This window comes from Thermococcus sp. GR6 (genome assembly GCF_012027415.1).
Taxonomy (GTDB): Archaea; Methanobacteriota_B; Thermococci; order Thermococcales; family Thermococcaceae; genus Thermococcus; species Thermococcus onnurineus.
Genome location: NZ_SNUM01000002.1, coordinates 592848 through 617786 on the forward strand (window position 1 = coordinate 592848; position 24939 = coordinate 617786).

The 24939-nt window shown below is 53.6% G+C and carries 28 protein-coding genes; 15 read left to right on the forward strand and 13 right to left on the reverse strand.

Annotated features, from left to right (window positions below):
- Positions 1–14 precede the first annotated feature (14 nt).
- The 9 genes from E3E32_RS09390 to E3E32_RS09430 all read left to right on the forward strand — a co-directional run bounded on the left by E3E32_RS09390 (position 15) and on the right by E3E32_RS09430 (position 7095).
- Complete coding sequence (locus tag E3E32_RS09390; RefSeq protein ID WP_167731470.1) at positions 15–1163, forward strand: cation:proton antiporter; 1149 nt, start codon at positions 15–17, stop codon at positions 1161–1163.
- Positions 1164–1327: 164 nt separating this feature from the next.
- Positions 1328–1801: a pyruvoyl-dependent arginine decarboxylase gene (locus E3E32_RS09395; RefSeq protein WP_167731471.1), complete on the forward strand. Its 474-nt coding sequence runs from the start codon at positions 1328–1330 to the stop codon at positions 1799–1801.
- A 52-nt stretch (positions 1802–1853) separates the two neighbouring features.
- On the forward strand, positions 1854–2702 hold the full coding sequence (gene speE / locus E3E32_RS09400) for a polyamine aminopropyltransferase (protein ID WP_167731472.1): 849 nt from the start codon (positions 1854–1856) through the stop codon (positions 2700–2702).
- Between the two features lie 42 nt (positions 2703–2744).
- Entirely contained in the window at positions 2745–3533 is a 789-nt protein-coding gene (locus E3E32_RS09405) for a UbiA prenyltransferase family protein (protein ID WP_167731473.1), read from the forward strand.
- Complete coding sequence (locus tag E3E32_RS09410) at positions 3534–4676, forward strand: glycosyltransferase family 4 protein (protein WP_167731474.1); 1143 nt, start codon at positions 3534–3536, stop codon at positions 4674–4676.
- A gap of 10 nt (positions 4677–4686) precedes the next feature.
- A complete protein-coding gene (locus tag E3E32_RS09415) occupies positions 4687–5403 on the forward strand; it encodes a creatininase family protein (RefSeq protein ID WP_167731475.1) in 717 nt (238 codons plus the stop codon).
- Positions 5403–6044 carry a hypothetical protein gene (locus E3E32_RS09420; protein WP_167731476.1) on the forward strand — a complete coding sequence of 214 codons (642 nt, stop codon included), beginning with the start codon at positions 5403–5405 and terminating at the stop codon, positions 6042–6044. The genes E3E32_RS09415 and E3E32_RS09420 overlap by 1 nt, the downstream gene beginning before the upstream one ends.
- 43 nt (positions 6045–6087) lie before the next feature.
- On the forward strand, positions 6088–6900 hold the full coding sequence (locus tag E3E32_RS09425; RefSeq protein ID WP_167731638.1) for a hypothetical protein: 813 nt from the start codon (positions 6088–6090) through the stop codon (positions 6898–6900).
- A 48-nt stretch (positions 6901–6948) separates the two neighbouring features.
- Positions 6949–7095, forward strand: a complete 147-nt coding sequence (locus E3E32_RS09430) for a C2H2-type zinc finger protein (RefSeq protein WP_167731639.1) — start codon at positions 6949–6951, stop codon at positions 7093–7095.
- A 73-nt stretch (positions 7096–7168) separates the two neighbouring features.
- On the opposite strand, the gene E3E32_RS09435 is transcribed toward E3E32_RS09430, so the two are convergent.
- Positions 7169–8167 (reverse strand): cell wall-binding repeat-containing protein, encoded by a 999-nt coding sequence (locus E3E32_RS09435; RefSeq protein ID WP_167731477.1) that lies wholly within the window; start codon positions 8165–8167, stop codon positions 7169–7171.
- Between the two features lie 45 nt (positions 8168–8212).
- The gene (locus E3E32_RS09440) at positions 8213–8887 is read right to left on the reverse strand and encodes a metal-dependent hydrolase (protein ID WP_167731478.1); all 675 of its coding nucleotides are present in this window, start codon (positions 8885–8887) and stop codon (positions 8213–8215) included.
- A gap of 186 nt (positions 8888–9073) precedes the next feature.
- Between E3E32_RS09440 and acs the strand changes: the two genes are divergently transcribed.
- Genes acs through E3E32_RS09455 form a run of 3 tightly spaced genes read left to right on the forward strand, consistent with a single transcriptional unit; the run spans position 9074 to position 13016 of the window.
- Positions 9074–10453, forward strand: coding sequence for an acetate--CoA ligase alpha subunit (gene acs, locus E3E32_RS09445; RefSeq protein ID WP_167711336.1), 1380 nt, complete (start codon positions 9074–9076; stop codon positions 10451–10453).
- A gap of 11 nt (positions 10454–10464) precedes the next feature.
- Positions 10465–12411 carry an indolepyruvate ferredoxin oxidoreductase subunit alpha gene (gene iorA, locus E3E32_RS09450; protein WP_167731479.1) on the forward strand — a complete coding sequence of 649 codons (1947 nt, stop codon included), beginning with the start codon at positions 10465–10467 and terminating at the stop codon, positions 12409–12411.
- On the forward strand, positions 12408–13016 hold the full coding sequence (locus tag E3E32_RS09455) for an indolepyruvate oxidoreductase subunit beta (protein WP_012572273.1): 609 nt from the start codon (positions 12408–12410) through the stop codon (positions 13014–13016). Before iorA ends, E3E32_RS09455 begins: the two co-directional genes overlap by 4 nt.
- A 14-nt stretch (positions 13017–13030) precedes the next feature.
- Here E3E32_RS09455 and E3E32_RS09460 read toward each other — a convergent pair whose 3' ends face one another.
- The 3 genes from E3E32_RS09460 to E3E32_RS09470 all read right to left on the reverse strand — a co-directional run bounded on the left by E3E32_RS09460 (position 13031) and on the right by E3E32_RS09470 (position 16467).
- Positions 13031–14038, reverse strand: coding sequence for a histone deacetylase family protein (locus E3E32_RS09460; protein WP_167731480.1), 1008 nt, complete (start codon positions 14036–14038; stop codon positions 13031–13033).
- Between the two features lie 21 nt (positions 14039–14059).
- Positions 14060–14632: a TATA-box-binding protein gene (locus E3E32_RS09465; protein ID WP_167731481.1), complete on the reverse strand. Its 573-nt coding sequence runs from the start codon at positions 14630–14632 to the stop codon at positions 14060–14062.
- A gap of 104 nt (positions 14633–14736) precedes the next feature.
- On the reverse strand, positions 14737–16467 hold the full coding sequence (locus E3E32_RS09470) for a DUF505 family protein (protein WP_370456372.1): 1731 nt from the start codon (positions 16465–16467) through the stop codon (positions 14737–14739).
- Positions 16468–16557: 90 nt separating this feature from the next.
- Between E3E32_RS09470 and E3E32_RS09475 the strand changes: the two genes are divergently transcribed.
- Complete coding sequence (locus E3E32_RS09475) at positions 16558–16965, forward strand: DUF356 domain-containing protein (protein ID WP_167731482.1); 408 nt, start codon at positions 16558–16560, stop codon at positions 16963–16965.
- Positions 16966–16969: 4 nt separating this feature from the next.
- Here the strand turns inward: E3E32_RS09475 and E3E32_RS09480 are convergent, their stop codons facing one another.
- Positions 16970–17503, reverse strand: coding sequence for a multiprotein bridging factor aMBF1 (locus tag E3E32_RS09480; RefSeq protein WP_012572267.1), 534 nt, complete (start codon positions 17501–17503; stop codon positions 16970–16972).
- 70 nt (positions 17504–17573) lie between these two features.
- Here E3E32_RS09480 and E3E32_RS09485 point away from each other — a divergent pair, with 70 nt between their 5' ends.
- Positions 17574–18077, forward strand: coding sequence for a GNAT family N-acetyltransferase (locus E3E32_RS09485; protein WP_167731483.1), 504 nt, complete (start codon positions 17574–17576; stop codon positions 18075–18077).
- An 18-nt stretch (positions 18078–18095) separates the two neighbouring features.
- A complete protein-coding gene (locus tag E3E32_RS09490; RefSeq protein ID WP_167731484.1) occupies positions 18096–18389 on the forward strand; it encodes a hypothetical protein in 294 nt (97 codons plus the stop codon).
- A 113-nt stretch (positions 18390–18502) separates the two neighbouring features.
- Here E3E32_RS09490 and E3E32_RS09495 read toward each other — a convergent pair whose 3' ends face one another.
- The 7 genes from E3E32_RS09495 to E3E32_RS09525 all read right to left on the reverse strand — a co-directional run bounded on the left by E3E32_RS09495 (position 18503) and on the right by E3E32_RS09525 (position 24833).
- Positions 18503–18907 (reverse strand): Zn-ribbon domain-containing OB-fold protein, encoded by a 405-nt coding sequence (locus E3E32_RS09495; protein ID WP_167731485.1) that lies wholly within the window; start codon positions 18905–18907, stop codon positions 18503–18505.
- A gap of 1 nt (position 18908) precedes the next feature.
- Entirely contained in the window at positions 18909–20069 is a 1161-nt protein-coding gene (locus tag E3E32_RS09500) for a thiolase domain-containing protein (protein WP_167731486.1), read from the reverse strand.
- Positions 20070–20079: 10 nt separating this feature from the next.
- Complete coding sequence (locus E3E32_RS09505) at positions 20080–21132, reverse strand: hydroxymethylglutaryl-CoA synthase (RefSeq protein WP_167731487.1); 1053 nt, start codon at positions 21130–21132, stop codon at positions 20080–20082.
- 191 nt (positions 21133–21323) lie between these two features.
- Positions 21324–21755, reverse strand: coding sequence for a hypothetical protein (locus E3E32_RS09510; RefSeq protein WP_167731488.1), 432 nt, complete (start codon positions 21753–21755; stop codon positions 21324–21326).
- 67 nt (positions 21756–21822) lie between these two features.
- Complete coding sequence (locus tag E3E32_RS09515; protein WP_167731489.1) at positions 21823–22503, reverse strand: fibrillarin-like rRNA/tRNA 2'-O-methyltransferase; 681 nt, start codon at positions 22501–22503, stop codon at positions 21823–21825.
- Between the two features lie 5 nt (positions 22504–22508).
- Complete coding sequence (locus E3E32_RS09520) at positions 22509–23774, reverse strand: C/D box methylation guide ribonucleoprotein complex aNOP56 subunit (RefSeq protein WP_167731641.1); 1266 nt, start codon at positions 23772–23774, stop codon at positions 22509–22511.
- A gap of 90 nt (positions 23775–23864) precedes the next feature.
- Entirely contained in the window at positions 23865–24833 is a 969-nt protein-coding gene (locus tag E3E32_RS09525; RefSeq protein WP_012572257.1) for a ribose 1,5-bisphosphate isomerase, read from the reverse strand.
- Positions 24834–24939 lie beyond the last annotated feature (106 nt).

The window sequence follows — 24939 nt, forward strand, 5'->3', positions numbered from 1 at the left end:
CATAAGAAACCAACATGGAAATCATAGGGTACGTCTTTGTAATCATAGCCTTTGCGAGGCTTCTAGCTGAAGGCTTCGAGAGACTAGGCTATCCTGGCTTCCTCGGTGAAATAACCGCGGGTATGATACTCAGCGCCATTCTGCTGGAGATGCCGAGAGATCAGATGCTTCTGATGGCCGAGCTTGGTCTCTTTTTCCTGATGATTTCGGCTGGCCTTGAAGTGACGCCGGAGGAGCTCCACTACGCCGGCAGGATAACCCTTCCCCTCTATGTGCTCACTTATATTGCAATGTTTGTGGTGACCCTGCCCTTCACGAACTGGATGATAAGTTCGGACAACATCATTGTAGCGGCGATACTGTCAATAGCGTCCGCTCCAATAGTGCTCCGCCTCAAGCGCTTCTTCGGTGAGGATTTTCTTCATGTTGCCCTCTCATACGCGGTCATAAGTGAAGTCATGAGTCTCTTCATAGTCTATATAATGGTTAGAATACATGAAAGCCCCGGGAACTATACCCCCATTGTGACCAGCATCCTCAAGGATGCGGTCTTCATTGGCGGCATTATGTACATCAACTACATCATAGGCATAAAGCAGAAAGTCTACATCATAAGGTTCCTGAGGAGGCTTAAGAGCGACGAGGCTGTATTTGGCCTGTTCATGGTGTTTTCAACATCACTAGCGTTCATTAGCGAAGAGATTGGTATGCACTTCAGCATAGGTGGGTTCTTGGCAGGCCTCATGATGCACAGCGACCTCGTTGGAACCAAACAATACGACAGGCTTACCACCATAGTCAGCGGCGTCACTTACGGTATCTTTGCCCCAATATTCTTTGCCTGGCGTGGTCTGAACTTTGAGACAGAGCTTTCCCTCCTTGTACTGGAGTTTTTCGCTGTGGTCTACGTCGCTAGGCTTATCCTATCGGCAGCCATAGTCAGGCACAAGGATGTTTCAACGTCCATTGTCAGGGGTGCTGGAATAGCGAGCTTCGGGGTCCTTGGCCTTCTTGTAGGTGAAATCGGTTACGTCTCGGGCGTTTTAAGCGAACACATGTACGCCATGGCCTCCCTATCAAGCGTCCTTGGAATATTCACCTCTGCCACTCTAGGCAGAGTGGTGAATCACTACCTAGCAAAACCCCAGGAAACAGTCGATTGATGTCCCAAATCTTGTCCCTCAATGTTTTCCCAAGAGAAAGATTTTTTGACGTTCTTTCCAATATAGCGAAACGTTTTTAAGTCCCCCACAGAGTAGCGAGTGAGCGAATCCTTGCTTTGACGTATAACCGTCTAATCCGTGAGAAAGGAAAGGAGGAAGTTGGTATGAGCTGGACGACCCCGAAAAGAGCCTTTATAGGTGCTGCCACCGCGGAAGGTGGGACTAAACTTAACGCTTTCGATAACGCCCTCCTCAAGCTGGGCATAGGCAATGTCAACCTCGTCAAGCTGAGCAGCGTCATACCTGCTCACATCGAGTGGATCGACGAAGTCCACGACGTGCCAATAGGAATGCTCCTGCCAACAGTCTATGCACACATCGAGAGCGACGAGCCCGGGATGACCATCAGCGCCGCGCTTGGCATAGGCATCAGTGAGGGCAATCAGGGCGGACTAATCTACGAGTACGCCGGATACTGCACCAAGGAAGAGGCCGAGGAAATGGTCAGGAAGATGGTCGAGGAGGGCTTCCGCGTCAGGGGCTGGAAGATGAAGGAGTTCAAGGTCGCCTCGGCCGAAATAACCGTCAGGGACAAGCCGGCTGCGGCCATAGCCGCTGTCGTAATGTTCCCCTACTGAGGGTTTAGTTTTTAAGCCCTTTCCCTTCTTCAGCTTTTAGAGGTGGGAACTTATGGGATTTAACGAGCAGGAGAATGCATTTATCGAGTGGTATCCGAGGGGCTACGGAGTGGGCTTCAAGGTTAAGGAGAGGCTCTTTGAGACCCAGACTAAGTATCAGAGGCTTGAGCTCTACGAAACCGAAGGTTTCGGCAAACTCCTTGTCCTCGACGGGACGGTTCAGCTCGTCGAGATAGGTGAGGAAAGCTACCACGAGCCCCTCGTCCACCCCGTCATGCTCGCTCACCCTAATCCGAGAAGGGTGCTCATCATAGGTGGCGGCGACGGAGGAACGCTGAGGGAAGTGCTGAGGCATAAAACTATAGAAAAGGCCATCATGGTCGAGATAGACGAGATGGTCATAGAGGTCTCCAGGATCTACATGAACGTCGCGAGGGGCGCCTTCGAGGACCCGAGGGCGGAATTGATAGTCGGCGACGGCGTTGAGTATCTAAAAAACACGGACGAGAAGTTTGACGTCATCATCGTTGACTCAACGGACCCTGTTGGACCGGCAAAGATGCTCTTCAGCGAGGGATTCTTCAGAAACGCATACGAGAAGCTCAACGATAACGGTCTGTACATCACCCAGGCGGGCAGCGTGTACCTATTCACCAACGAGCTGCTCGACGCCTACAGGGATATGAGGAAGGTCTTCGACGAAGTCCACTACTTCAGCTTCCCGGTCATAGGATACGCATCTCCATGGAGCTTCCTCGTCGGAGTCAAGGGAGATATCAACTTCAGAAAGGTTGACCTTCAGCGCGCTAAGGAGCTTAAGCTCTACTACTACGATCCGGAGAGGCACGAAACCCTCTTTCAGATGCCAAAGTACGTGAGGGAGCTTCTGGAGAAGGTCTAACCCTTCTCCTTACTTCAATACCTTTTTGGAGGTGATTAACCCGTGCTCAAGGCAGCCTTCAAAAACACCAGAATCCTCGATGGAAGAGCGTTCATTGGCATTGGCCTTCTTGGCCTGGCGATGAGTTTTTCCCGTAATCCCGATGTTTATGATGCGTTCATACTGGTTGTTTCGCTCCTCCTGTATGTTGCATATGCCTTCGCGATAAACAACTGTTTCGATGCCGATACCGATTCCCTCAACCCGGCCAAGTGGGATAAGAACCCGGTAGCCAGCGGTGAGCTGAGCTTTCGTGCTGGAGTCATATCCTCCACGTTGATGGCCCTCGTGGGAATTTTCCTCGCCAGCACCCTTGATAGGGGCGAGTTCTGGATATACGTTACAATGGTTGTCCTTGCAACGGTTTACTCAGCCCCGCCGAGGCTCAAGGCCCGTCCGATAATCGACGTGCTCTCCCATGGAATATTCTTCGGGGTGCTGCCCTTCCTCTACGGGGCTTACTTCGATGGTATCCTCACGCAGGGGGAGATGACCATAGCCGTCGCGGTGCTCCTCTACTCCTTTGCCTTAGAGCTGAGAAACCACCTTGAGGACTACGAGAGCGACCTCAGGGCAGGCTTGAAAACCACGCCAATAGTCCTCGGCAGGGAAGCCTCAGAGACCCTCGTGGTGGTCTTCTCGGGCCTCTCACTGGTGCTCCTGCTCGCTTCCTTCAACTTCGCCCTCGGGGCACTGGGAGTGGCCGTTTACGGGTTCAGGGACAACTACAGGCTCATGGATGCGGGAGTGGTCGCTTTGCTAATCACACACATGCTCGGGACGGTGGTGTGAATGAAGATCGCCCTCGTCAGTGACTGGTACTACCCCAAGGTCGGCGGCGTCGCCAGCCACATGCACCACCTTGCAATCCACCTCAGAGAGCGCGGTCATGAAGTGGCCATTGTTACCAACGACCTCGAGACCGGGAAGGAGAAGGAACTCGAAAGCCTTGGCATCGAGCTCGTTAAGGTTCCGGGGAGGGTAAGCCCTATACTTGGGATAAACATGAGCTACTCCCTCGCATCGAGTGAAGAGCTGGGTGAATTTTTGGAGGATTACGATGTCGTGCACTCCCACCACGCCTTTACACCTCTTGCGCTTAAGGCTGTTAAAGCCGGTAGAACCCTTGGGAAGGCGACTCTGCTGACGACCCACAGCATATCCTTCTCCTACGAATCGCGGCTCTGGGAAGCTCTCGGACTGACTATCCCTCTCTTTAGCAGATACCTCCGCTATCCCCACGAAATAATAGCCGTCAGCAAGGCTGCAGAGGCATTCATCAACCACTTCACGGATGTTCCTGTGAGGGTCATCCCGAACGGGGTAGACGATGAGATCTTCAAACCCTTGAGTAATAAGGAAAGGGACCGCCTCAAGTCAGAACTCGGTATTGAGGGAAAGGTTGTCCTGTATGTCAGCAGGATGAGCTACCGCAAGGGACCTCAAGTTCTCATCAATGCCTTTTCGAAGATAGAGGACGCGACACTCATCCTGGTTGGCTCGGGGGAGATGCTTCCTTTCCTGAAGGCGCAGGCTAAGTTCCTGAAGATGGAGGACAGGGTGCGCTTCCTTGGCTACGTGGAGAGCTCTCTCCTTCCGAAGCTCTTCGGCATGGCGGATGTCTTTGTCCTTCCATCCATTACGGCGGAGGCTTTTGGTATAGTAATTCTCGAAGCGATGGCGTCAGGCATCCCCGTTGTCGCGACGGACGTTGGGGGAATCCCCGAGATAATTAAGGAGAGTGAAAGTGGACTCCTCGTTCCACCAGGCAACGAACTTTCGCTTAGGGATGCAATTCAAAAGCTCCTCAACGACGAGGAACTCGCAAAGTGGTTCGGAAGCAACGGAAGGAAAGCTGTAGAGGAGCGTTACTCGTGGAAAAAGGTCGCCGCAGAGATAGAAAAGGCTTATGAGGATGCACTCCTTATAGGGTAAGGGGATAATTATGTGGATGGAAGAACTTACCTGGCCTGATTTTGAGGAAGCTAAGAAATCGATAGATACGGTTCTTATTCCCGTTGGGAGTGTGGAAGCCCACGGCAGGCACCTGCCTCTTGGTACCGACGTTTTTGCCCCTCTAGAGCTCTGCAGGCGCGTGGAGAAGAGAGTGAGAAACGCGGGGAAGGACGTTCTAATAGCGCCGCCGATATGGTACGGCCATACATTCGTCCTGAACGTTTATCCCGGGACCATCGACGTTAGAGCCGATGCCTTCAAAGCCTACGTTAGGGAAGTCATCTCGGAGTTCGTCGAGGAGGGCTTCAAGAGGGTAGTCCTCATGAACGGCCATGGGGGCAACGTTTACCCTCTCGTTGAGGCAGCCGAGGAAGTTGCGGAGAGCTATCCGAACGCCGAGATATGGCTCATAAACTGGTGGATCGACTTCAGGGAGGACATACTCAGCATATGCTCCAGCCAGGGCCATGCAGGCCAGGACGAAACGTCGGTGATGCTCGCCATAAGGCCGGAACTCGTGAAGATGGACAAAGCAGTCGGCGACAAAAGGACGAGCAGGGTTAGGATCATCAGGAAGGACATAGGGAGGGAACTGTTTCCGGATGGAGTCAACGACGACCCCGGATCTGCGACGAGGGAGAACGGTGAGGCAATACTGGGTGTAATCAGCGAGAAGATAGCCCGCCTTCTGCTGGGTGAGGATTAATGGAAAATGAGAAAGTTCTGGAGGAACTTGATAAGCGCATAAAGCGCCTCGAGGCTGAGATAGAACTCGTGGAGAACAGACTTCGCTACCTTGATGAGATAGGCGCACCGTCCAAGTACAGGGCGTTCCGGAGAAAAGACTACTCAATCTACTATCTCCTGCTCATGGGCGTCTGGATGCTTGTGGGATTCCTCGCCCTCATGAGCATCAGGAACCGCCTCCCCGGAGAGATCAATATCCCGCTCCTGCCGTATCTCTTTGTTGCCTTAACGGCCATAGTTTTCCCGCTCATATACCTGCTGTGGAGCAAGCGGGAGGAGCCAAAGACACCAATGGATGAGCTAGAGGAGAGGGAGAGGCTCGCCAGACTTGTTTTGTCCCTCTTCTACCGTCCGCTTAGGAAGGCCATTGAGGATGGGGACAGGGAAGCCTTGAGGAGCCTCGCCGATGAGCTTCTAACCAATCCTATCCTGGCGGAAGCCGTTGAGAGGATGAACGAGGGCGACCCGAAGCTCATGGCCTACGCGCTGTACCTCTACACCTCCTATCAGAAGGGTATGGAGGGAGAACTTAAGGAAGTTCTCTCGTCCCTCCACAACAAGCCCCTGAAGGCGCTCCTCTCGACCCTTGCCGAGGCCTAAAGGTTAATAACCTTTCCTGCTTTCTCTTTAATCGGTGAGACGGTTGAGGTTCGAGGTTCTTAGCAAAGACGATATGAACGCCCTCTCGAGGGAGCTGAGCAGGGCTGGGATAATGAACAGGACCAAGGAAGAGGTTTCGCCCGAGATAGCGCACTACATCGTCATAAGCGGCACCTATGCCGAGCTCGTTGAGAAGGCGGAGGGTATAGAGCCCCTTGAAGAGAGCCTCGAGGAGCTGAGGGCTGCCTTCGACGACATCATGGCCAACTGGGAGATCAACCAGGGGAAGGCCCTTGAGGAGCTCTTTGACGAGTCTGACCTGGGTAAGCTGCTCATAGTCACATCGCTCATCGAGACCGGTGCGGTCGTTGAGGAGGACGGAAGGCTCGTCCTCATGGAGAAACCTCTGCTGGATGGCCTGAGGGTCGAGCTGCGCTTTCCGATAGAGGAGGTTGACGAGTACCTCGAGGAGCTCGAGGAGCGCTTCGAGACGAGCATGGTGACAGAGTTCACACTTGAGAAGCACTACTACGTTGAGGTCATGGAAGTTGACAGGGAGCTCGTTGAGGCTGCCCTTGAGATAGCTGAGGACTATGCAACTGAGGAGAGCATCGTTGAGGCGATGTTCGACGGTATAGCCCGCTCCGTCCTGACCGACGTCATCCTCGATCTCGCTGAAAAGCACAGAAGGAAGAACGAGCTCATTGACGCCCTCCTTGAGAGAGAACCCATAGTGGTCGAGGGAAAGCACGAGAGACTCAACATATACTTTGATGAAGAAGCGATAGAAGACTTCCTGAAGGAGCTTCAAACGCTGGGATACCTCAAGGTGAAGGGCAACAGGATATGGGTCTGACATAAAGCTTAAAAATTCAATCTCCTACCAGCGACGGGGGTGGAGGAGATGGCGGTGTTGAAGGCCATCAAGTTCAAGGACAGGGACGGAGAGCTCTACTTCCGCTGCCCCAGGTGCGGGATGGTCTTCCGCAGGAGCAAGGACTATGTGAGGCACATCAACAAAGCACACGGCCATCTCTTCAGAAAGGCCTGATTCTTCCCTTTTTCTGGGATGAAGAAAAGATTAAGGGTCTGAACCGTGATGAGCGGTTCGGGCTTGCTGACCGTTAGTCTCTGATTACTATCTCTTTCGTTAGCTTGACGATGAACGTCTTCCCGACCTTTTCTCTTGTGACGAGCTCCTTCTTCTCGAGTTCCTGGATGATTCTGCTTATCGTTGGCCTTGAGTAGCCGGTAAGCTCCGGAAGCTCTTCCTGCTTGACAATCCCGCCCCTCTCAAGGATTGCCCTGACAACTATGCGCTCTTTCTCGGTGAGAACCTCGATAGGCACCTTGTTTGCCGCCCAGCGTTTCTTGGCGTAGTAGAGCGAAACCGGCACTGCGACTGCCAGAGACAACATCACCGCGGCGATAACCATGACCCAGTTGGTTCCTTCTTTAGGTTTGGGCACAGTTATCTCTATGTTCTCCTTCACCCAGTAGGTCTCGTAGCCCAGGGACTCTATCTTCTTCTGGACATCCTTTGACATTCCTGCACCGATCAGGATGACAAGATCTGGGTTGAGTTTCTGTATTGCGTTGGCCGTTGAGTCTGACAGAGCGTCCTCCTGTGTGAGGAGCAGAGGATAGCCATAGTTCATTGCCCATCTTGCCGCCGCCAGAGCCGAACCGTAATCACTGGAGCTTGCGACAACAACGGTCTCCGCGCCGTTGGGGTAGAAATGGAGGGCCAGCTTTGCGGCGGTTTCCGTTCTAACGGCTCCACCTATCCTTTCGACCACAAAGCCTATGTTCAGCAGTTCGTCCTGAACCTCGTTGCTTACGGCCTGAGAGTCTCCTATGATAAGTACATGGTTCCAGCCGAACTGAGCGTAGGACTGGAGCTGGGCCAGCGTTCCAGGATCGAGTTCCTTCGGATCAACAGGCAGAATAGGGACACCGAGCATTTTGGCGTAGGGCCACGCCACGATGTAATCTATCAAATCATCGTTCCTCACGATTATCAGGTCGTATTTTGGGGTCTCCTCTTGAGCGGCGGAGAGGGGCAGTATGAGGGATGAAACCATGAACAGGATGAGCACCAAGGCAATGGCCCTTTTAACCATTTTATCACCTGAAAAAAGAGTGGGGAAAGCTCCTTAAAAGGTTTTTCAAAGTTCCAGGCTCTCGCCCGGCTTGAGGATGATGACCTCCGCCTTGTCCCCGACGAGCTTCTTGAACTCTTCCGGGTCCGCGGCGATCGGTGGCCAGGTGTTGTAGTGCATCGGAACGACCTTCCTCGGCTTAAGAAGCTCCACAGCCTTTGCGGCCTCCTTCGGTCCCATTGTGAAGTGACCACCTATCGGGAGTAAAGCCAGGTCAATCGGCCCGTAGAGTTCGTTGAGGAGTTCCATGTCCTTGAACACGAAGGTGTCGCCGGCGTGATATATCTTGACTCCATCGAGCTCGATTACGTAGCCGCAGGCGTTTCCGATGCTGTACTTGCCATCGCTGCTGGAGTGCCAGGCTGGGACTTGGACTATCTTGATCCCATCAACCTCGGTCGGACCATAGTTCATTCCGATAGTTGTTATACCAGGGTTGTTCTCGACGAGGTAATTGGCTATGTCGTACATGGCGACTATCTTGGCACCAGTTCTTTTGGCTATCCCTACGGCGTCACCAATGTGGTCACCGTGGGCGTGGGTTATTAAAATCAGGTCTGCTTCGAGCTCTTCCGGCTTTGCGGCAGCTGCAGGATTGCCGGTCAGGAAGGGATCTATCAGAATCCTTTTGCTTCCGACGATCTCGAAAGCAGCGTGGCCCAAAAACCTCACCTTCACCATGTCATCACCTCAGACGGATATAATAACCAGAACTTACTTAAATCTTTCGACTTCTCTGGAAGTGGGCAATGATGGTCTTTTTAGCCCATTGGGGCTTTATTTATTCTCTTCCATGCCCATATCTGCCTCACTGTCCTTTTTAGGAAAGCTTATATAGAATTCCGCCGAGTCTAGCTCGGTGATGTGATGACGTTTGATTACTTCTTTAAACCCAAGGCCATAGCTGTTATTGGAGCTTCTAATGACCCCCTCAAGTTAGGCTACGAGGTCTTCAAGAACCTCAAAGATTACAAGGACGGCAAGGTTTACCCGGTTAACGTCAAGGATGAGGTCGTTCAGGGCGTCAAAGCCTACAAAAACGTCAAGGACATCCCAGATGAGGTTGAGCTCGCGGTTGTCGTCGTCCCGAAGAGGTTCGTGAAGCAGACGATAATCGACTGCGGCGAAAAGGGCGTCAAGGGGATAATCCTCATAACAGCGGGCTTCGGCGAGGTTGGCGAGGAGGGCAAGAGGGAGGAGCGCGAGCTTGTCGAGATAGCCCACCGGTACGGCATGAGGATCGTCGGACCGAACTGCGTCGGCATAATGAACACTCACAACGACATGAACGCCACCTTCGTAGCCAACGCCAAGAAGGGGGACATCGCCTTCATCAGCCAGAGCGGAGCTCTGGGAGCTGGAATCATCTACAAGACCATCAAGGAGGGCATAGGGTTCTCCAAGTTCGTCAGCATAGGCAACATGGCCGATGTTGACTTCGCCGAGTTCATGGAGTATTTGGCGAACGACCCGGAGAGCAAGGCCATAGCACTCTACATCGAGGGCATCAAGGATGGAAGGAAGTTCATGGAGGTCGCAAAGCGCGTTACCAAGAAGAAGCCGGTCATAGTCCTCAAGGCTGGAAAGAGTGAGAGTGGAGCCAGGGCAGCCTCAAGCCACACGGGTTCTCTTGCTGGTTCATACAAGATATACGAGGCCGCATTCAAGCAGAGCGGCATCATCGTGGCTGATACTATAGATGACATGCTAAGCATGGCGAGGGCTTTCACCCAGCCATTGCCGAAGGGTAAGCGCGTCGCGATAATGACCAACGCCGGCGGGCCAGGAGTCCTCACTGCGGATGAAATTGACAAGCGCGGCCTCAAGCTTGCCAACCTCGAGGAGAAGACGATGGAGGGACTCCGCTCCTTCCTCCCGCCGATGGCAGCGGTGAAGAACCCTGTTGACATGATAGCGAGCGCGAGAGGCGAGGACTACTATAAGACTGCGAAGCTCCTCCTTGAGGACCCGAACGTTGACATGCTCATAGCGATATGCGTCGTCCCAACCTTCGCAGGAATGACGCCAACCGAGCACGCTGAAGGCGTCGTCAGGGCGGTTAAAGAGGTCAACAACGGCAAGCCCGTTCTTGGACTCTTCATGGCCGGCTACATAAGCGAGCCCGCCAAGGAGGTTCTCGAAAAGGCAGGCATTCCAAGCTACGAGAGGCCGGAAGATGTTGCTTCTGCCGCTTATGCCCTTGTCGAGTTCGCGAAGGACGTTGGAGTTTTGAAGGAAGGAAAATGAGGTGATTTTGGATGGCGAAGGTTACCGACATAGTGTTGTGGGACAAGCCCGGGGAGAAGGTTATCCTCCTCGGTAACCAGGCCATAGCCAGAGGAGCGCTTGAGGCCAACATAGCGGTTTTCGCGGCATATCCTGGAACGCCGAGCTCAGAGCTCACCGACACTATGGCTATGGTTGCTAAAAAGGCCGGTGTTTACATGGAGTACTCGACCAACGAGAAGGTTGCCTTTGAGACCGCTTTGAGCGCCGCCTGGGCCGGATTGAGGGCTATGACGGCAATGAAGCACGTTGGTTTAAACGTCGCTGCTGACACCTTCATGAGCGCCGTCGGAATGGGTGTCGAGGGCGGCTTCGTCATAATGGTGGCGGACGACCCAAGCATGTGGAGCAGCCAGAACGAGCAGGATACCCGTGTTTACGCTAAGTTCGCCAACGTCCCGGTTCTAGAGCCGATTTCACCGCATGAAGCCAAGGAGATGACGAAGTACGCCTTCGAGCTGAGCGAGAAGTTTAAGCATTTCGTTATCCTCAGAACCACCACTAGGAGCTCCCACGCGAGGGGAGATGTTGTTCTCGGCGAGCTTCCAGAGGAAATAAAGACCGGTAAGAGGAAGTTCGGTGAGTTTAAGAAGGATCCGAGCAGATTCGTCGATGTTCCAGCCAACGCCAGACGCTTCCACCCGCAGATACTAGAGAAGATCGAGAAGATCCGCGAGGAGCTTAACAACTGCCCATTCAACTGGATAGAGGGTAAGGAAGACGCCAAGGTCGGTATCATCGCTCCCGGTCTGAGCTACGCCTACGTTAAAGAAGCCCTTGCCTGGCTCGGCATCGAAGACGTCAAAATCCTCAAGCTTGGAACGCCCTTCCCTGTCCCCTACGGCCTGCTCGAGAAGTTCGTTGACGGCCTTGAGAAGGTTCTCATCGTTGAGGAACTCGAGCCCGTCGTTGAGGAGCAAGTCAAGACCTGGGCCTACGACAAGGGCCTCACCATCCCGATTCACGGCAAGGATCTCGTCCCGAGGATTTACGAGATGACCACGAGAAGGGCCGTCGAGGCCATAGCGAAGTTCCTCGGCCTTGAGACGCCCATAGACTTCGCCGAGCTTGACGAGAAGTATAAGAAAGTTAGTGAGATGGTCCCGCCGAGGCCGCCGAGCCTCTGTCCTGCCTGTCCTCACAGGAACACCTTCTACGCCATAAAGAAGGCCGCGACGCCTAGGGCGATATTCCCGAGCGACATCGGCTGTTACACCCTCGGTGTTCTCCCGCCGCTCAAGGCCGTCGATACAACTGTCGCGATGGGCGGTTCGATCGGAGTTGCCCACGGTCTCAGCATAGCCCTCAACGGCTCTGTCGCTGAGGATGAGCACAAGGAGGGCAAAGAGAAGAAGGTCATCGTGGCAACCATTGGAGACTCGACCTTCTTCCACACGGGACTTCCAGCTTTGGCAAACGCCATCTACAACCGCTCCAACGTCGTCATAGTTGTCGTGGACAACCTCGTCACAGCAATGACCGGCGACCAGCCGAACCCGGGAACGGGCGACACCCCGCACGGACCGGGTAAGCAGATCAAGATCGAAGAGGTCGCCAAGGCACTCGGTGCGGACTTCGTTGCGGTCGTTGACCCCTACGACATAAAGGCCATCACCGAGACCATCAAGAAGGCCCTCCAGGTCGAGGGAGTCAGCGTCGTTGTTTCGAGAAGGGTCTGTGCCCTCCACAGGATCGGCGAGCTCAGAAGGGCTGGAATCAAGTGGCCGCTCTATCAGGTCAACGAGGAGAAGTGTACCGGCTGTAAGGTATGTATCAATGCTTATGGCTGTCCTGCGATCTACTGGGATGCCGAGAGCGGCAAGGCCAAGGTCGACCCGCTCATGTGCTGGGGCTGTGGCGGATGTGCGCAGGTCTGTCCGTTCGATGCCTTTGAGAAGGTCAGGGAGGGAGAGCTATGAGGGAGTACAACATCGTTATCACTGGAGTTGGCGGCCAGGGTATCCTCACCGCCGCCAACCTTCTTGGTTGGGCCGCCCTCCACGCCGGCTACAAAGTGAGAGTTGGTGAGGTTCACGGCATGAGCCAGCGTTTCGGTAGCGTTATCGCTTACGTCCGCTTCGGCGAGGACGTTTATGGCGCAATGGTTCCTGAAGGAAAGGCCGATGTTATCCTAAGCTTCGAGCCGGTTGAGGCTCTCCGCTATATCAACTACCTCAAGAAGGGTGGCCTGGTCTTCACTAACGCGAGGCCGATTCCGCCGGTTCAGGTCTCCATGGGACTCGCCAAGTACCCGAGTCTCGAGGAGATAAAGAAGGTCGTCGAGGAGGACTTTGAGGCCAAGTTCATGGCTTTCGACGCCGAAGAGCTCGCCATGAAGGCCGGCAACGTCATCACCACGAATGTCGTCCTCATCGGCGCACTGACCCAGACACCGGGCTTTCCGCTCGACGCCGAGCACGTCAAGGAAGTCATTCGCGTAAGCGTCCCGCCGAAGGCCGTTGAGGTCAACATGAAGGCCTTCGACCTCGGAGTCCAGGCGGCAAAAGAGATGCTGGGGCTCTGATGCCCCTGTTTTTCTTAAATCCTCCACCACTCCCTCTGTATTTCTACCACACTCTCCACAGTTTTTATTGCTTCGTAGCCGGGATGGGCGATTTCTTCGACGTCTTTCTCGTTTAAATAGCCCTCTATGAAGGCAGGCAGACCTTTCTTCAGCCCAACGTTGTAGCCACCCTCGAGGATTACCGCGAGGGAGTACTTGGACAGCGTTGAGCCCGCATAGCGGAAGAACCTTTCCGTTAGTCTGAGCATCGTGAGGTACTCGCCGCGAAAGCCATCAAAGCCTGCAGATACTAAAACGACCTTCGGTTTGATTTCCTCAAGGATCGGCAGTACGACCTCTCTCCAGGCGAAGATGTAGTCGTCATCAGTAGAGTAATGCGGCATGGGTATGTTTATTTTTGTTCCTTTTGCATCTCTGCCGCCGACGTCGTGCTCGTAACCGCTCCACGGATAGATGTCGCGCTCGTGAATGTCTATGTGGATTATGTTCGGGTCGTTCCAGAATATCTCCTGAGTGCCGTTGCCGTGGTGGGCATCGAAGTCTATGATAACGGCCTTCCCTTTGAGTTCCCTCAGAGTGTATGCGGCGAATGCAGCGTTGTTGAAGATGCAGAAGCCTAAAGAAGGGGCGTTGAAGGCCCTGCCGTCTTTGCCTGCGTGGTGCCCGGGCGGTCTAACTAGGGCAAGATAAAGGCCTTTCTTCTCCATGGCGGATAGAGCGGCCTCTTTTGAAGCTCCTAATGCTTTTAAAGCCGCCTCCCATGTTCCTGGAGAAACGTAGGTATCGAGATCGAGGTAGTCAAAACCTGTGCTCAGTTTTCTAACGAGTTCGACGTGTTCGCGTCCGTGAACTTTAAGAAGTTCGGTTATGGTCGTGTCCTCCGGCTCCCTCACGTTGATCCAGAGGTTGTGTTCTTTAAGTCCTCCGATTGCGTACTCAAGTCTGCTCGGATTTTCGGGATGGTACTCTTTTGGCCTGTGTTCACGGAAAAGGGGAGAGTACAAAACTTCATAAGCGGGCAAGGCCCGCGTCCTCCAAGCGGTTCACCACTCTTCCTCTTCCTCGATGAGCCCGTACTTCTCAAGCTCCCTGAGGAGCTTCCTAACAGCCTCCCAGGCGTCGTGCTCGCTCTTGGCTCCAGAGCAGACTATCTTTCCTGAGGAGAAGAGCAGTATAACGGCTCTTGGCTCCTTAACGCGGTAGATAACGCCCGGGAACTGCTCGGGCTCGTACTCACAGTTGGGCAGGCTCAGAGCGACGGCATCGAGGTTGAACTCCATTCCTATATCGCCGCTGAAGACCATGTTCTGGATGTCTATCTGCGGCGCGCGCTGGAACTTGGCACCTATACGCTTGAGCATCTGGATGAGCTTGTTGACAGCCCTCTCGATGTCCTCGACGCTCTTGGCACCGGTGACGACGAGCTTGCCGGAGCTGAATATTAGCAGGGCCACCTTCGGCTCCTCGAAGCGGCATATTATTCCCGGGAACTCCTCGGGATTGTACTTGGAGTTGGGGCATATTTCGATGACCTTCTCAAGGTTGAGCTGCGTGAATAAGTCCACAGAAGCGACAATATTCTCAATCCTGAGCTTTACATTGCTCATGTCGACCAAGGCTTACACCTCCAGATGGTGGGTTTAAAAACCCTTTATAAATGAACGCAAGGAGTTTTTAAAGGTTTAGGTCGTTCAAGTGTTAAAAGTAAAAGAATACTGGTTCAGAGGTAAGCCTCGACGAGCACCTTTCCAGCCTCTGTGAGGCTCTTCTCGCCGAGGAATCCAAGTGCCCTCAGCATTGTTAGGGCTTTCTTTATCTCCTCATCGCTGAGGCTTAGGTACTTCTTAATGACGTCGATCTCGTCCTTCTTGTATCCCTTGATTTCGGTGCTCTCCTTCCAGATCCTGTTGAATGTTTCTATGTTTTCGTAGATTACACGGAGCACGTTGTAGAGGGTTGGGGTAACGCTGAACTTGACTTTCACGATTTCTTGGGCCTTGGCGTTCTCTACGGCAGTCTTAACTTTCTCCCCAAGCTCGGTGAGCTTGATCATACCGTTCTGGAGCTCGGCGATGAATCCTTTGGCCTCTGCCTCGCCTATGGCCCTTACGATGTCCTTCTCGTTCCCGCCAACGTAGTCTCTAACGAGTCTGACCAGCTCGTCCCGCGGAATGTACTTCTTCCTGGGCGTCTTGATGAGTATGGCGGCATCGTACTTGGTGAGATATGGCTTCCTCTTGATTCCCCTGCTGAGCCTGAGGTAGAACCTGCCCTTGTCGGTTATTCCGTTCCTGATGAGGCCCTCCTCCCTGGCTTTAACCACCCATTCGGCCGTTGGAACGTCGCCGCTCTCGGCGTAGGTTAAGGCCTTCATTCCATCGGGCGTTACAACGCCGAACTCCTTGGCTTCTCTGCCCCACTCGGTTAACCAGTAGGTGTCTTTGTTCTTCATGAACTTCCTCTCGAGGAGTTCCTTTGATTCGAGCAGGTGAAGTATGGCTCCGAGGTCATCGACCTTGGCAAGCTTCTCGATCTCGGTGTAGGTGGGCAGTATCTCTGGGTTGGCCTCGTGCTTTTTCTCTATCTCTGCTATCGCCCTGAGAACTTTGAGCTCGTCTGCGAGCAGGTAAATGGGCAGTACCTTCTCCTCAACCCTTCCCATGGCCTCGTAGGTCTCCATGACGGTCTTACCGAATTCGGTGATTCCTTTCTCATCGGTGAAGCCCTGGGCATCGCTGCTCTCACTCCTCTTTCCGGCCTTGAGAGCTTCAAAATCTTCTTTCCTCAGGATTATGGCCCCGGCGAAGGCGGGAATCATGCTTGCGGCCTTGAGTGCGAGCTTGGCAGCCGGTGTTGTGGTGAAGGCCCTACCACTCTCCGTTGCCGGTGAAATCAGAAGCAGTCTCATGGCCTGCAGAGCGTTGACGATGTTGTCCCCGTAGAGCTTCGAGTTCTTGTAATTCACCAGCTCGTCGAGTGTTCCAATCTTGGGCATCCCTCTCAAGAAGGAGACTATCTCAGGTGTGAGGTAAACTATCGGGTGGCTCTCGCGGTATATCTGGAGAAGCTCTCTGCCGAGGTCGTTGACACTGTTCTCGTCGGCAAGTTGCCTCTCCCTGAGAAGCTCCATCCATTCCTCTGGAATCTGGCCGGTCTCGACAGCCAGTTCGAGTATCTTGATTATCTCACTGTCAGCGAAGAGGTCAGGGAGCTTCTCCACGTTGAGCTTCTCAGCGAACTCGAGCATTCTCTTCCCGGCCTCGGTGAACCTGATTTTTCCACCCTCAAGCTCGACAAAGCCGAGTATGTAGAGTTCAAGCGCTCTGAGCTGGAACTCCTCTGGAAGCTTGGCCTCGATTTCGGCTCCGCTTTCGGTGTTTTTCATCTCCCTGAGAATCTCCAGGTGCCTCCTCTTCAGGAACATCATTATCCCTCCGGTTGTTTTCTGCACTTTTTCCTCACTTGAATTTTTTAAAACTTTCGGTAACTAAAAATTGAGAAGGCTTAAAAAGGCTCACGACAAGGACGAATTGGTGAGAATATGAGAAACACGATGGTATTGGTAAGGACCGACAACTTCCAGAAGGCCAGCATAGCACTGGCCGACCTCGTCCGCTACGGCGGCATGAAGATAAGGGGAGACCCGAGGATAATACCCCCCGTACTCTCTGATTGGGCGTTTGAGAAGATAAGCGGTGAGAAGCCGAGGAAAAAGTTCAGGGCCCACGTGATAGCGCAGATAGATTTGCCTCCAGCTAAGGCAATAGGCAGGCTGATGGATATTCATCCACCTGCTCACATTCTGGTTATTCCCCCCGATACAGAGGTCTGGGAGGAGTTAATTCGTATGTGGGGAACCTTCGAGAAGCTCAAAGGCTTCCACCCGCCGAAGAGAACGAAGGCTGAGGAGCTCAAGAAGAAGAGGGAGGAAGATCTGGAGGAGTTCTAAGTCCTCACTTCTTCCTCTTCCGAATCTTGATGTTGGCTATATCACCAAGTGTCGGTTCGTAGTCCTTTGGAATTGTGACCTTCTCTTTAACTTCTTCTTCAACTCTCTCGATGAGTGTTATCTTGAAGTACTTCTCAAGCTTCTTCGCTTCCTTTATCGTGGGCTCACGGTAGCCGTGGGCTATCGCGCGCAGGTCCTTCATCGAAAGGCCAATTTCATGCGAAAGCTCCTCGTAGCTCTTGCCCGAGCGCTGTATGGCCCTGTAAACCCTTTCAGCGAAGTCCTCGACTATCTCCTCTGTGTAAAGAGGTCTTTCCGTCCTCGGCTTGGGAGCCGGCTTGGGTTTTGGCCGTGAGTAGGTCCTCCTGACTGGCTGCCTGCCCGTGGGCATTATGCTGAAGCCTGCCTTTTTCCTTCCATACTTCTCATAACAGCGGTCGCAGACGAGAACCTCGGCTCCTTCGAGCCTTATCCTGTGACCTGGACCCCTTATGGGCGCGCCGCATATCTCGCAGTACTTCGGCTTAGCCTTCGCCATTTCAATCACCTTCTGACTCCACCTAAAGCTCGGAGCTATCCTTTTTAAACCCCTCGATGAGCTTATATTGATGAGTAAGGTAAGGATAGAGAAGCTGCAAAAGCTCGATCAGGAGACCCTTGAGAGGCTGATAGAGATATACATGAGCGGCTACGAAGGTATGCGAGAGTACGGTGGTGAGGGGGAGAGTTACGCCAAGCGTTACCTTCGCTGGTGCTGGAACAAAGCCAAGGACGGCTTCTTTGTTGCCAAAGTCGGCGACGAGATAGCCGGCTTTATCGTCTGTGACAATGACTGGTACAGCAAGTACGAGGGGAGGACCGTTGGAGCTATCCACGAGTTCGTCGTTGACAAGCGCTTTCAGGGGCACGGAATCGGGCACAAGCTGATGGAAAAGTGCCTCGAATACTTGAGCAGGTACAACGACAGGATAGAGCTCTGGGTGGGCGAGAAGAACGAGAAGGCCATGAAATTCTACGAGGACTACGGCTTCAGAAGGGTAGAGCAGAGCGGGATATGGGTTCGAATGGTAAAGGACGTTCGAAAGGATGATAAAGGGAAGAGAGAAAGCTAAAACTATTGGGTGGATTGGATGCCCTGCATACGTCCGCCAAACCCTGAGAAGGTGGGAAACTTGAACGAGGAGAGTTTTATACGGGAAGGAAAGGGGAAGCTGAAGGTTACGATAGAGAGCGGTGGGGAGAAGCTCGAAACCACGATGAACGGCTCGCTGAGGAGCGTTGGAGAGATAGCCGAGATGCTCGGCGTCGAGGCCAAGGATGGAAAGCTAGAGGCCGTTGTTGATGGTGTGAAGGTGAAGATGGAGAAAGGCAAACTTGAGCTGGAGTTCGAGAGCGGGGATAAGATGAGGATTGAGAAGAGTTGATCCTGTTCCCGATTTCTTTTGTTTGGTTGGCTTTGTCTGGATAATGACGTCACCACTGGATTGATATATCAATGTCAAGAATTGTTTGGAAAAATGGTGAAAAAAGGTGCTCCTCACTTAATCGGCGGCCTGAACTTGTAGCCGTAGAGGATTATTCCGTCCTCCTCGAACTCCCTTATCTTCTTGGTGACGACCTCGACCTCCATGCCGAAGTCAATCTCCTCGGGATCGACGTCTGTCAGTTGGGCCAGTACCACCGGCCCCTCCTCAAGCTCTATAAGGGCGAGTGGATAGGGCTTGTAATACTCGAAGCCGCTTGGCGGGTTCCTAACGATGGTCCAGCTTAGGACCTTACCCTTGCCGCTGAGCTCAATCTCCTCGATGTTCCTCGAGCCGCAGACTGGACAGATGCTCCTCTTCGGGAAGTGAACGTGGCCGTTCTCACACTTACTGCCGATGAGTCTGTACTTCTCACGGAAGTGCCTCCAGTGCCTCGAAACCTGCATTGGCCTCGCCATTTCAGACCCTCCTCAGGATGTTAACAGTTATGTTCGAACCTGTTCCACCTATGTTCTGGGTCAGGCCTATCTCGGCGTCAGGTACCTGAGTCGGCGCTTCTCCGCGCAGCTGGAGAACCGCTTCGACCGTCTGGTAAACGCCGGTAGCTCCGACTGGGTGTCCCCTGGCCTTTAGCCCACCCATTGTTTGTATTGGATAATCTGCGTCGATGGCTATCTGGCCCTCCTTTGCGAGCTGGGCACCCTTACCACGCTCTGCGGCTCCGAGGGCTTCCAAGCTTAAAGCGGCCATAACCGTGAATGCATCGTGAACCTCGAAGAAGTCTATGTCCTTTGGCTCGACGCCTGCCATCTTGTATGCCCTCTGGGCGGCTACCCTTGCAGCTTTAAGGTCGAGCAGATCCTCCCTGTTGGCAAGATTTATGGTATCTATGGCCCTTCCTATTCCGGCAACCTCGACCCACTTCTCCTTAGGAACACCTAGCTCCTTCGCTTTCTCAGGCGTGGTGATTATCAGGGCCGCGGCACCGTCGCAGACAGGGGACGCGTCAAAGAGCTTGAGCGGGTCCGCCACATAAGGGCTCTTAAGGACAGTCTCAACCTTTATTGGCTTCTTGAACATTGCGTAAGGGTTCTTAGCACCGTTGGCGTGAGCATTAACTGCGAATAAGGCCAGATCCTCCTCGGTGTAGCCGTAAGTCTTCATGTAATAGCGCATGATGAGCGCGTTAAGGGCGACGAAGCTGGCCCCATGGAAGAGCTCCCACTCGGCGTCAGCGGCGTAGGCGAGATATCTGGTGGTATCGCTTGGCCAAGCGTCGGTCATCTTCTCAACGCCGACGACGACAACTACGTCCTCGAGACCGCTTAGAACGGCCTTAACTCCTTCCTGTACTGCAGCACCGCCGGAGGCACATGCTGCCTCGATTTTAACAGCTGGGATGTTGCCCAGGCCAGCCCAGTCGGCTATGAGCGCACCAAGGTTTTCCTGCTCAACGAGCGGTCCTGAAATCATATTTGCAACGTAAAGGGAATCAACACTGTCGATTCCAGCGTCCTCCATGGCCTTGAGGATCGCCTCAACGGCCAGATCGCGAAGGGCAAGCTTCCAGTGTTCCCCAACGGGAGTCATTCCGGCACCGATTATGACGGCCTTTTCCATCTCAACCACCTCACATTATATACTTCCTTCTCGCCTTTGCGTAGAGGGCATAGTCGATGTACTTCTTCCTGTTCACGTAGTCCATAGTCTTCGGCGCGAGGTCGCGCTTCTCTTCTATGGCGTCCTGTACAACGATGCTGAAGGCGTCGCTTCCGGCTCCAGAACCAAAGGATACCCACAGAATCCTGTCGCCAGGCTTGGCGATGTCGAGAACGGCAGAAACACCGACCATCGTGGCGCCGCTGTATGTATTTCCGATTATTCCAGTGAGCAGTCCCGGGAGGACTTTCTCCTTCGGAATTCCAAGTATCTTCGCGACGGTAAGCGGGAATTTGACGTTTGGCTGGTGGAAAACAGCATAGTCGAAGTCGTTAACGGTTAAACCGAGCTCCTCCATCAGGGTCTTGGCGGCGTTGATTATGTGGTGGAAGTAAGCCGGCTCTCCGGTGAACCTGTTTCCGTGCCTCGGATAGTGCTCGTGCTGGCGCCTCCAGAAGTCTGGAGTGTCGGTGACGTAGGAGTAGCTTCCCTCAAAATACGCAACGGTCTCGCTGCTCTTCTCGCCAATTATAAAAGCGGCACCTCCAGCGCCGGCGGTGAACTCGAGGTGGTCGCCGGGCCTTCCCTGGGCCGTGTCGGCGCCGATGGCCATAGCGTAGTCCGCCATCCCGGAGCCGACGAAGCCGATGGCAGTTTGGAGAGCCTCGGTTCCAGCCTTACAGGCGAACTCGAAGTCGGCGGTGCTAACGTCAGGAGTCGCACCGATTGCCTCGGCTATGACAGTTCCGGTTGGCTTGACCGCATAGGGCTTGCTCTCACTTCCAAACCACACCGCTCTGATGAGCTTTGGATCTATCCTCGCCCTTTTGAGGGCATTTCTCGCTGCCTCAATTCCAATTGTGAGTGCATCCTCGTCAAGACCTGGAACGGCTTTCTCCTCGATCGGGAAGCTCGAAACTCCCCAGACCCTTCCTATCTCTTCGGCTTTGATTCTATACCTTGGAACGTAGGCACCGTAGCCGACGATACCGACGTCCTTGACGGGCTTCAGGAGCTTTCTCATGGGGCATCACCTACAAAAGTTGAACGTAACTCCGCCTAAGGTTGAGACGGGAGTTATAAAAGTCTTTCGGTGAAAGTGAAAGGCTTTTTCGACGATTGGCGATACCCGGTGAAGCTCATCTGAATTCAACCGAGTCTCCAAGTGACAAGAATTCCAGAAAATGTTGTCGTTTCTGGATACTGCCGATCCCTTTAAGTTCTATTTTCCTTCGCTTTATCTCTCACCGTTATTGCCTTCTCTCTTATGCTGTCATCCATTATCGCATCCACGACTTCATCAATGTTATCAAAAGCGAGGTAGTATCTTTTCCCGTTTGTGTCCTCTATGAGCAGGCCGGAATCCGAGACCGCGTAGGAGTCGACATACCCGTATGCGCCCTTGTAGAGGCCCAGTCGGTACCTCCCAAAGGCAAGCCCGTTGAGCCTGACCTCAAGCGTCTCTCTGCAGTTCGTCCTCCAAAACTCCTTCACAGGTATCTGGATGTTTTTCTTCTTCGTCTCCACAGAAATGATCTTACGTCCGCCATCATGCCTAACGACAACCCTGCGGGGAACGTACTCATCGAGGTAGAGCTTTATCTTGATGGCCACAAAAGAAACAATGAGCAGAAATGGCGCCAGCACCACCAATAGAGGGATCGCCGAGTCAAAAACCATCCCGGTGCCCCCATGCTCAAAAGTAAAGAGAGACTCAAGGCTTCCTAACCACGAAGAGCGCGTGGTCCTTCTCGTAGGGCTCAAGGGAAAGCCTCTCGACGACCTCGAAGTAGGTAGCAAGCTCCTTTTCGACCTCCTTGAAGACCTGCTCCGGCTCCTTAGTGACGTCAATGCTCCTGCTCTTGACGGATATCATTCCGTAGCCGCCGCTCTTGAGAAAGACCTGTGCGTTGTCGATGAGTATCTTTGCCTGTGTCGGCTGGGCGACGTCCTCGAAGATGACGTCCACCTTGGGAACCAGCGCGCGATAACCTTCTGGCTTCGTTGCATCGCCGAGTATGGGGACTATGTTCCTTCTCTCCTCGACTATCGGAACGAGCTCCCTGAGGACGCGCGGCGAGAACTCCACTCCAAAGACCTTTCCTTCCCAGCCGACTATGTCGCTGACGTGGGATGCGGTAGTTCCGCTCGCCACACCGAGGTAGAGCACGGTTGAGCCCGGCTTAATCGGGAAGTGCTTAAGCCCGTTGAGTATGGCCGCGCCGAGCTTTGACCTCCTCGGGTTCCAGACCCTATACTCCTCGCCCTCGAACTTGATCAGCCTCTCGCCGTAGACCTTCTGGCCGGGGACGAGGTTCTTGGTAGCTATCTTCTCGCTCCCGTCCTCATCAATGAAGACGTAAACGCCCGGGAACTTGTGCTTTTTAATCTTCATTCAAATCACCTCTTGCCGCCCTTCTTTTTCTTCTTTCCACCCTTTTTACCCTCGCCTTTTCCTTTCTTCTTTTCCCTGCCCCTGAACTTCTCCTTGCCCTTCTTCTTGAACTTCTTCTCCTTCTTTTTCTTCTCTGGCTTGGCCTTCCTCTTGGGCGGGTTCGGGTACTTCTCCTTGATTTCCTTTATCCTCTGCTCCAGCTCCTGCTTGAGCTCTTCAGCGATATATTCACCGGAGAAGTAGTCAACCCTGGCAGCTATGGCGAGCTTGCCGGCGAGAGCCCTTGCTATCTTACCCCTCTGCCACCACGGTGAGCGGTTTATGGCTGGGTACTGGAATATGACACCGTGCTTCGGCGGCTTGGCACCGGTTCTGAGGTGCCTGAAGAGCGCCTTCTCGGCACCGAGAACCTGTATGGTCGATGCCGGCATCATGGCGAGCTCCTTGAGGCCTCCAGCGAGGCTGAGCAGCCTGGCACCGAGCTTCGCACCAACGAGGGCCTTGAGGTTTGGCGCTACTTCGTCCATGGCAGTCTCGAGGTAGTCCTCTATCTGCTCCCTCAGCTTGTAGAGGTCGCTTATCTCGCTGGCGAGCTTCTGGATTATGTCGCTGTCGAACTTGCCGAGCGGGGCACCCATGGAGCTCTCGGCGGCCTTGAGTATCTTTTCGATCTTCCCATTGGGAAGGCCAAGCTCCCTGAGCCTCTCATCGGTGACGTTCTCCCTCGGCCCGATTGTCTTGACGAAGGCAACGTACTGCTGGTGCTTGGGCAGAATCTCGTCCAGCTCCGGGAAGTGGAGGCTGTACCACTCCCTGAGGCGGGAAACTAGGAGATTGATGACTTTGTCAATGTCATCAAGCGCCTCAATGGCCTGGATTATCATTTTATCTCTCGCACCGCTCTGTTCCTGTATGCGAAGCCTTGTCAGGGCCACACCGACGCTGAAGTACTCGTCGAACCAGTTCTCACCCAAAAACTCCTCCGGGCTTGAACGAAGTTTTTCACCGGCTATGTTCGGAAACTCAGCAGTAACATTGTATCCAAGCTCCTTTAAAGCCCTGCTCAGCTCAGAGTCCTCGACCACGAACTCGTCGTAGCCCCTGCTTTCAAGCTCTTTGAGGAACGAAAGGAGCTCGTCGCTTAGCTCGCCATTCAAAAGCCTATCAAGACTAACCTCTGGCTTTCCCGAGAAGACCTTCTGGTCGATGAGATTACCGCTCTCGTCAAAGGCGTAGATGCCCCTGACGTTCTCGGCAAGGTACGCTTTCATTATCATCACCCTCTCAGTTTTTTGTCTCCGAAGTATAAAAGGGCTACCCCTTTTAAGGCCTATCGGTGGGGAGAAAAGGGAAGAAAAGGGTCAGTCCTCCCAGGGCTCGGTGTACTTGAGGGCCCAGCCGAACTCCTCCTTGAGGATGTCGATTGCTGCGCTCGGTGGAATAACTCCGCGCTCGGTTATTATGACATCCACGTACTCCGGTGGAGTGACATCAAAAGCTGGGTTCCAGACCTCGATGTTCTTTGGCCAGGTTTCCAGTTCTTCCTTTGGAATGACCTCATAGGGGTCACGCATTTCAATCTCGACGAGCTGGCCGAGCATGGTCTCCGGGTGGAACTTGTAGGTCTCGGCCGCTATCATCGTCCATACCCTGTGCTCTTTTGCGGTGAGCGCTATAAGAGCCGTTCCAATCTTGTTTATAACTGCACCGTTCACGGTGATGCTGTCCGCGCCCATGACGACCTTGTCCGTCATCTTCATGTAGTGTCTCGCCGCGGAATCAACGACGTATATAACCGGAATGCCGTAGCTGGCAAGCTCTTTTGCCGTTATTTTGCCCTGCCACTTGGGCCTTGTCTCCGTGACGATGACCTTTATGTCCTTGCCCTGCTCCCAGGCGGTCTTCATGACGCTTATAGCTGCTTTGCTGTGGCAGTGGGTCATTATGACGTCGCCATCCTCTATGCGCTTGGCACCGAACTCTCCAATCCTCACAACGGCGTTCTCGGAGTTGTGGATGAACTCTTTAGCTGCGTTGATAACGACGAACTTTAGCTGGTCGAGGTCGGCCCCTCCTGCGTAGGCCACCTTTCCGCGGTGCATGACGTAACGGAGCGCATTTGGCAGAGAGACTGCCGTCGGCCTCGTCTCGAAGAGAATCTTTGCCGCCTGCTTCATCTCGCTCCAGAATTCGTCAACGTTGGTCGCTTTGCTCTGCTCGGCCTGAACCTGGAGTGCGTAGGCGGCCGAGCGGGCTATCTTTCCGGCTCCTCTAATCTCCATGTTCTTAATCTTCTCTGCTATTTCGAGCACTTCTTTTACTACCGCCATCTCCATCACCCCTTACCGGTAAACTCACATTATGTCTAGGGGGTTTATAGAACTTTTCGTGTTCACTGATGGAGTCTTGTGTCCTTTGATGTTCATAAACAGGCTC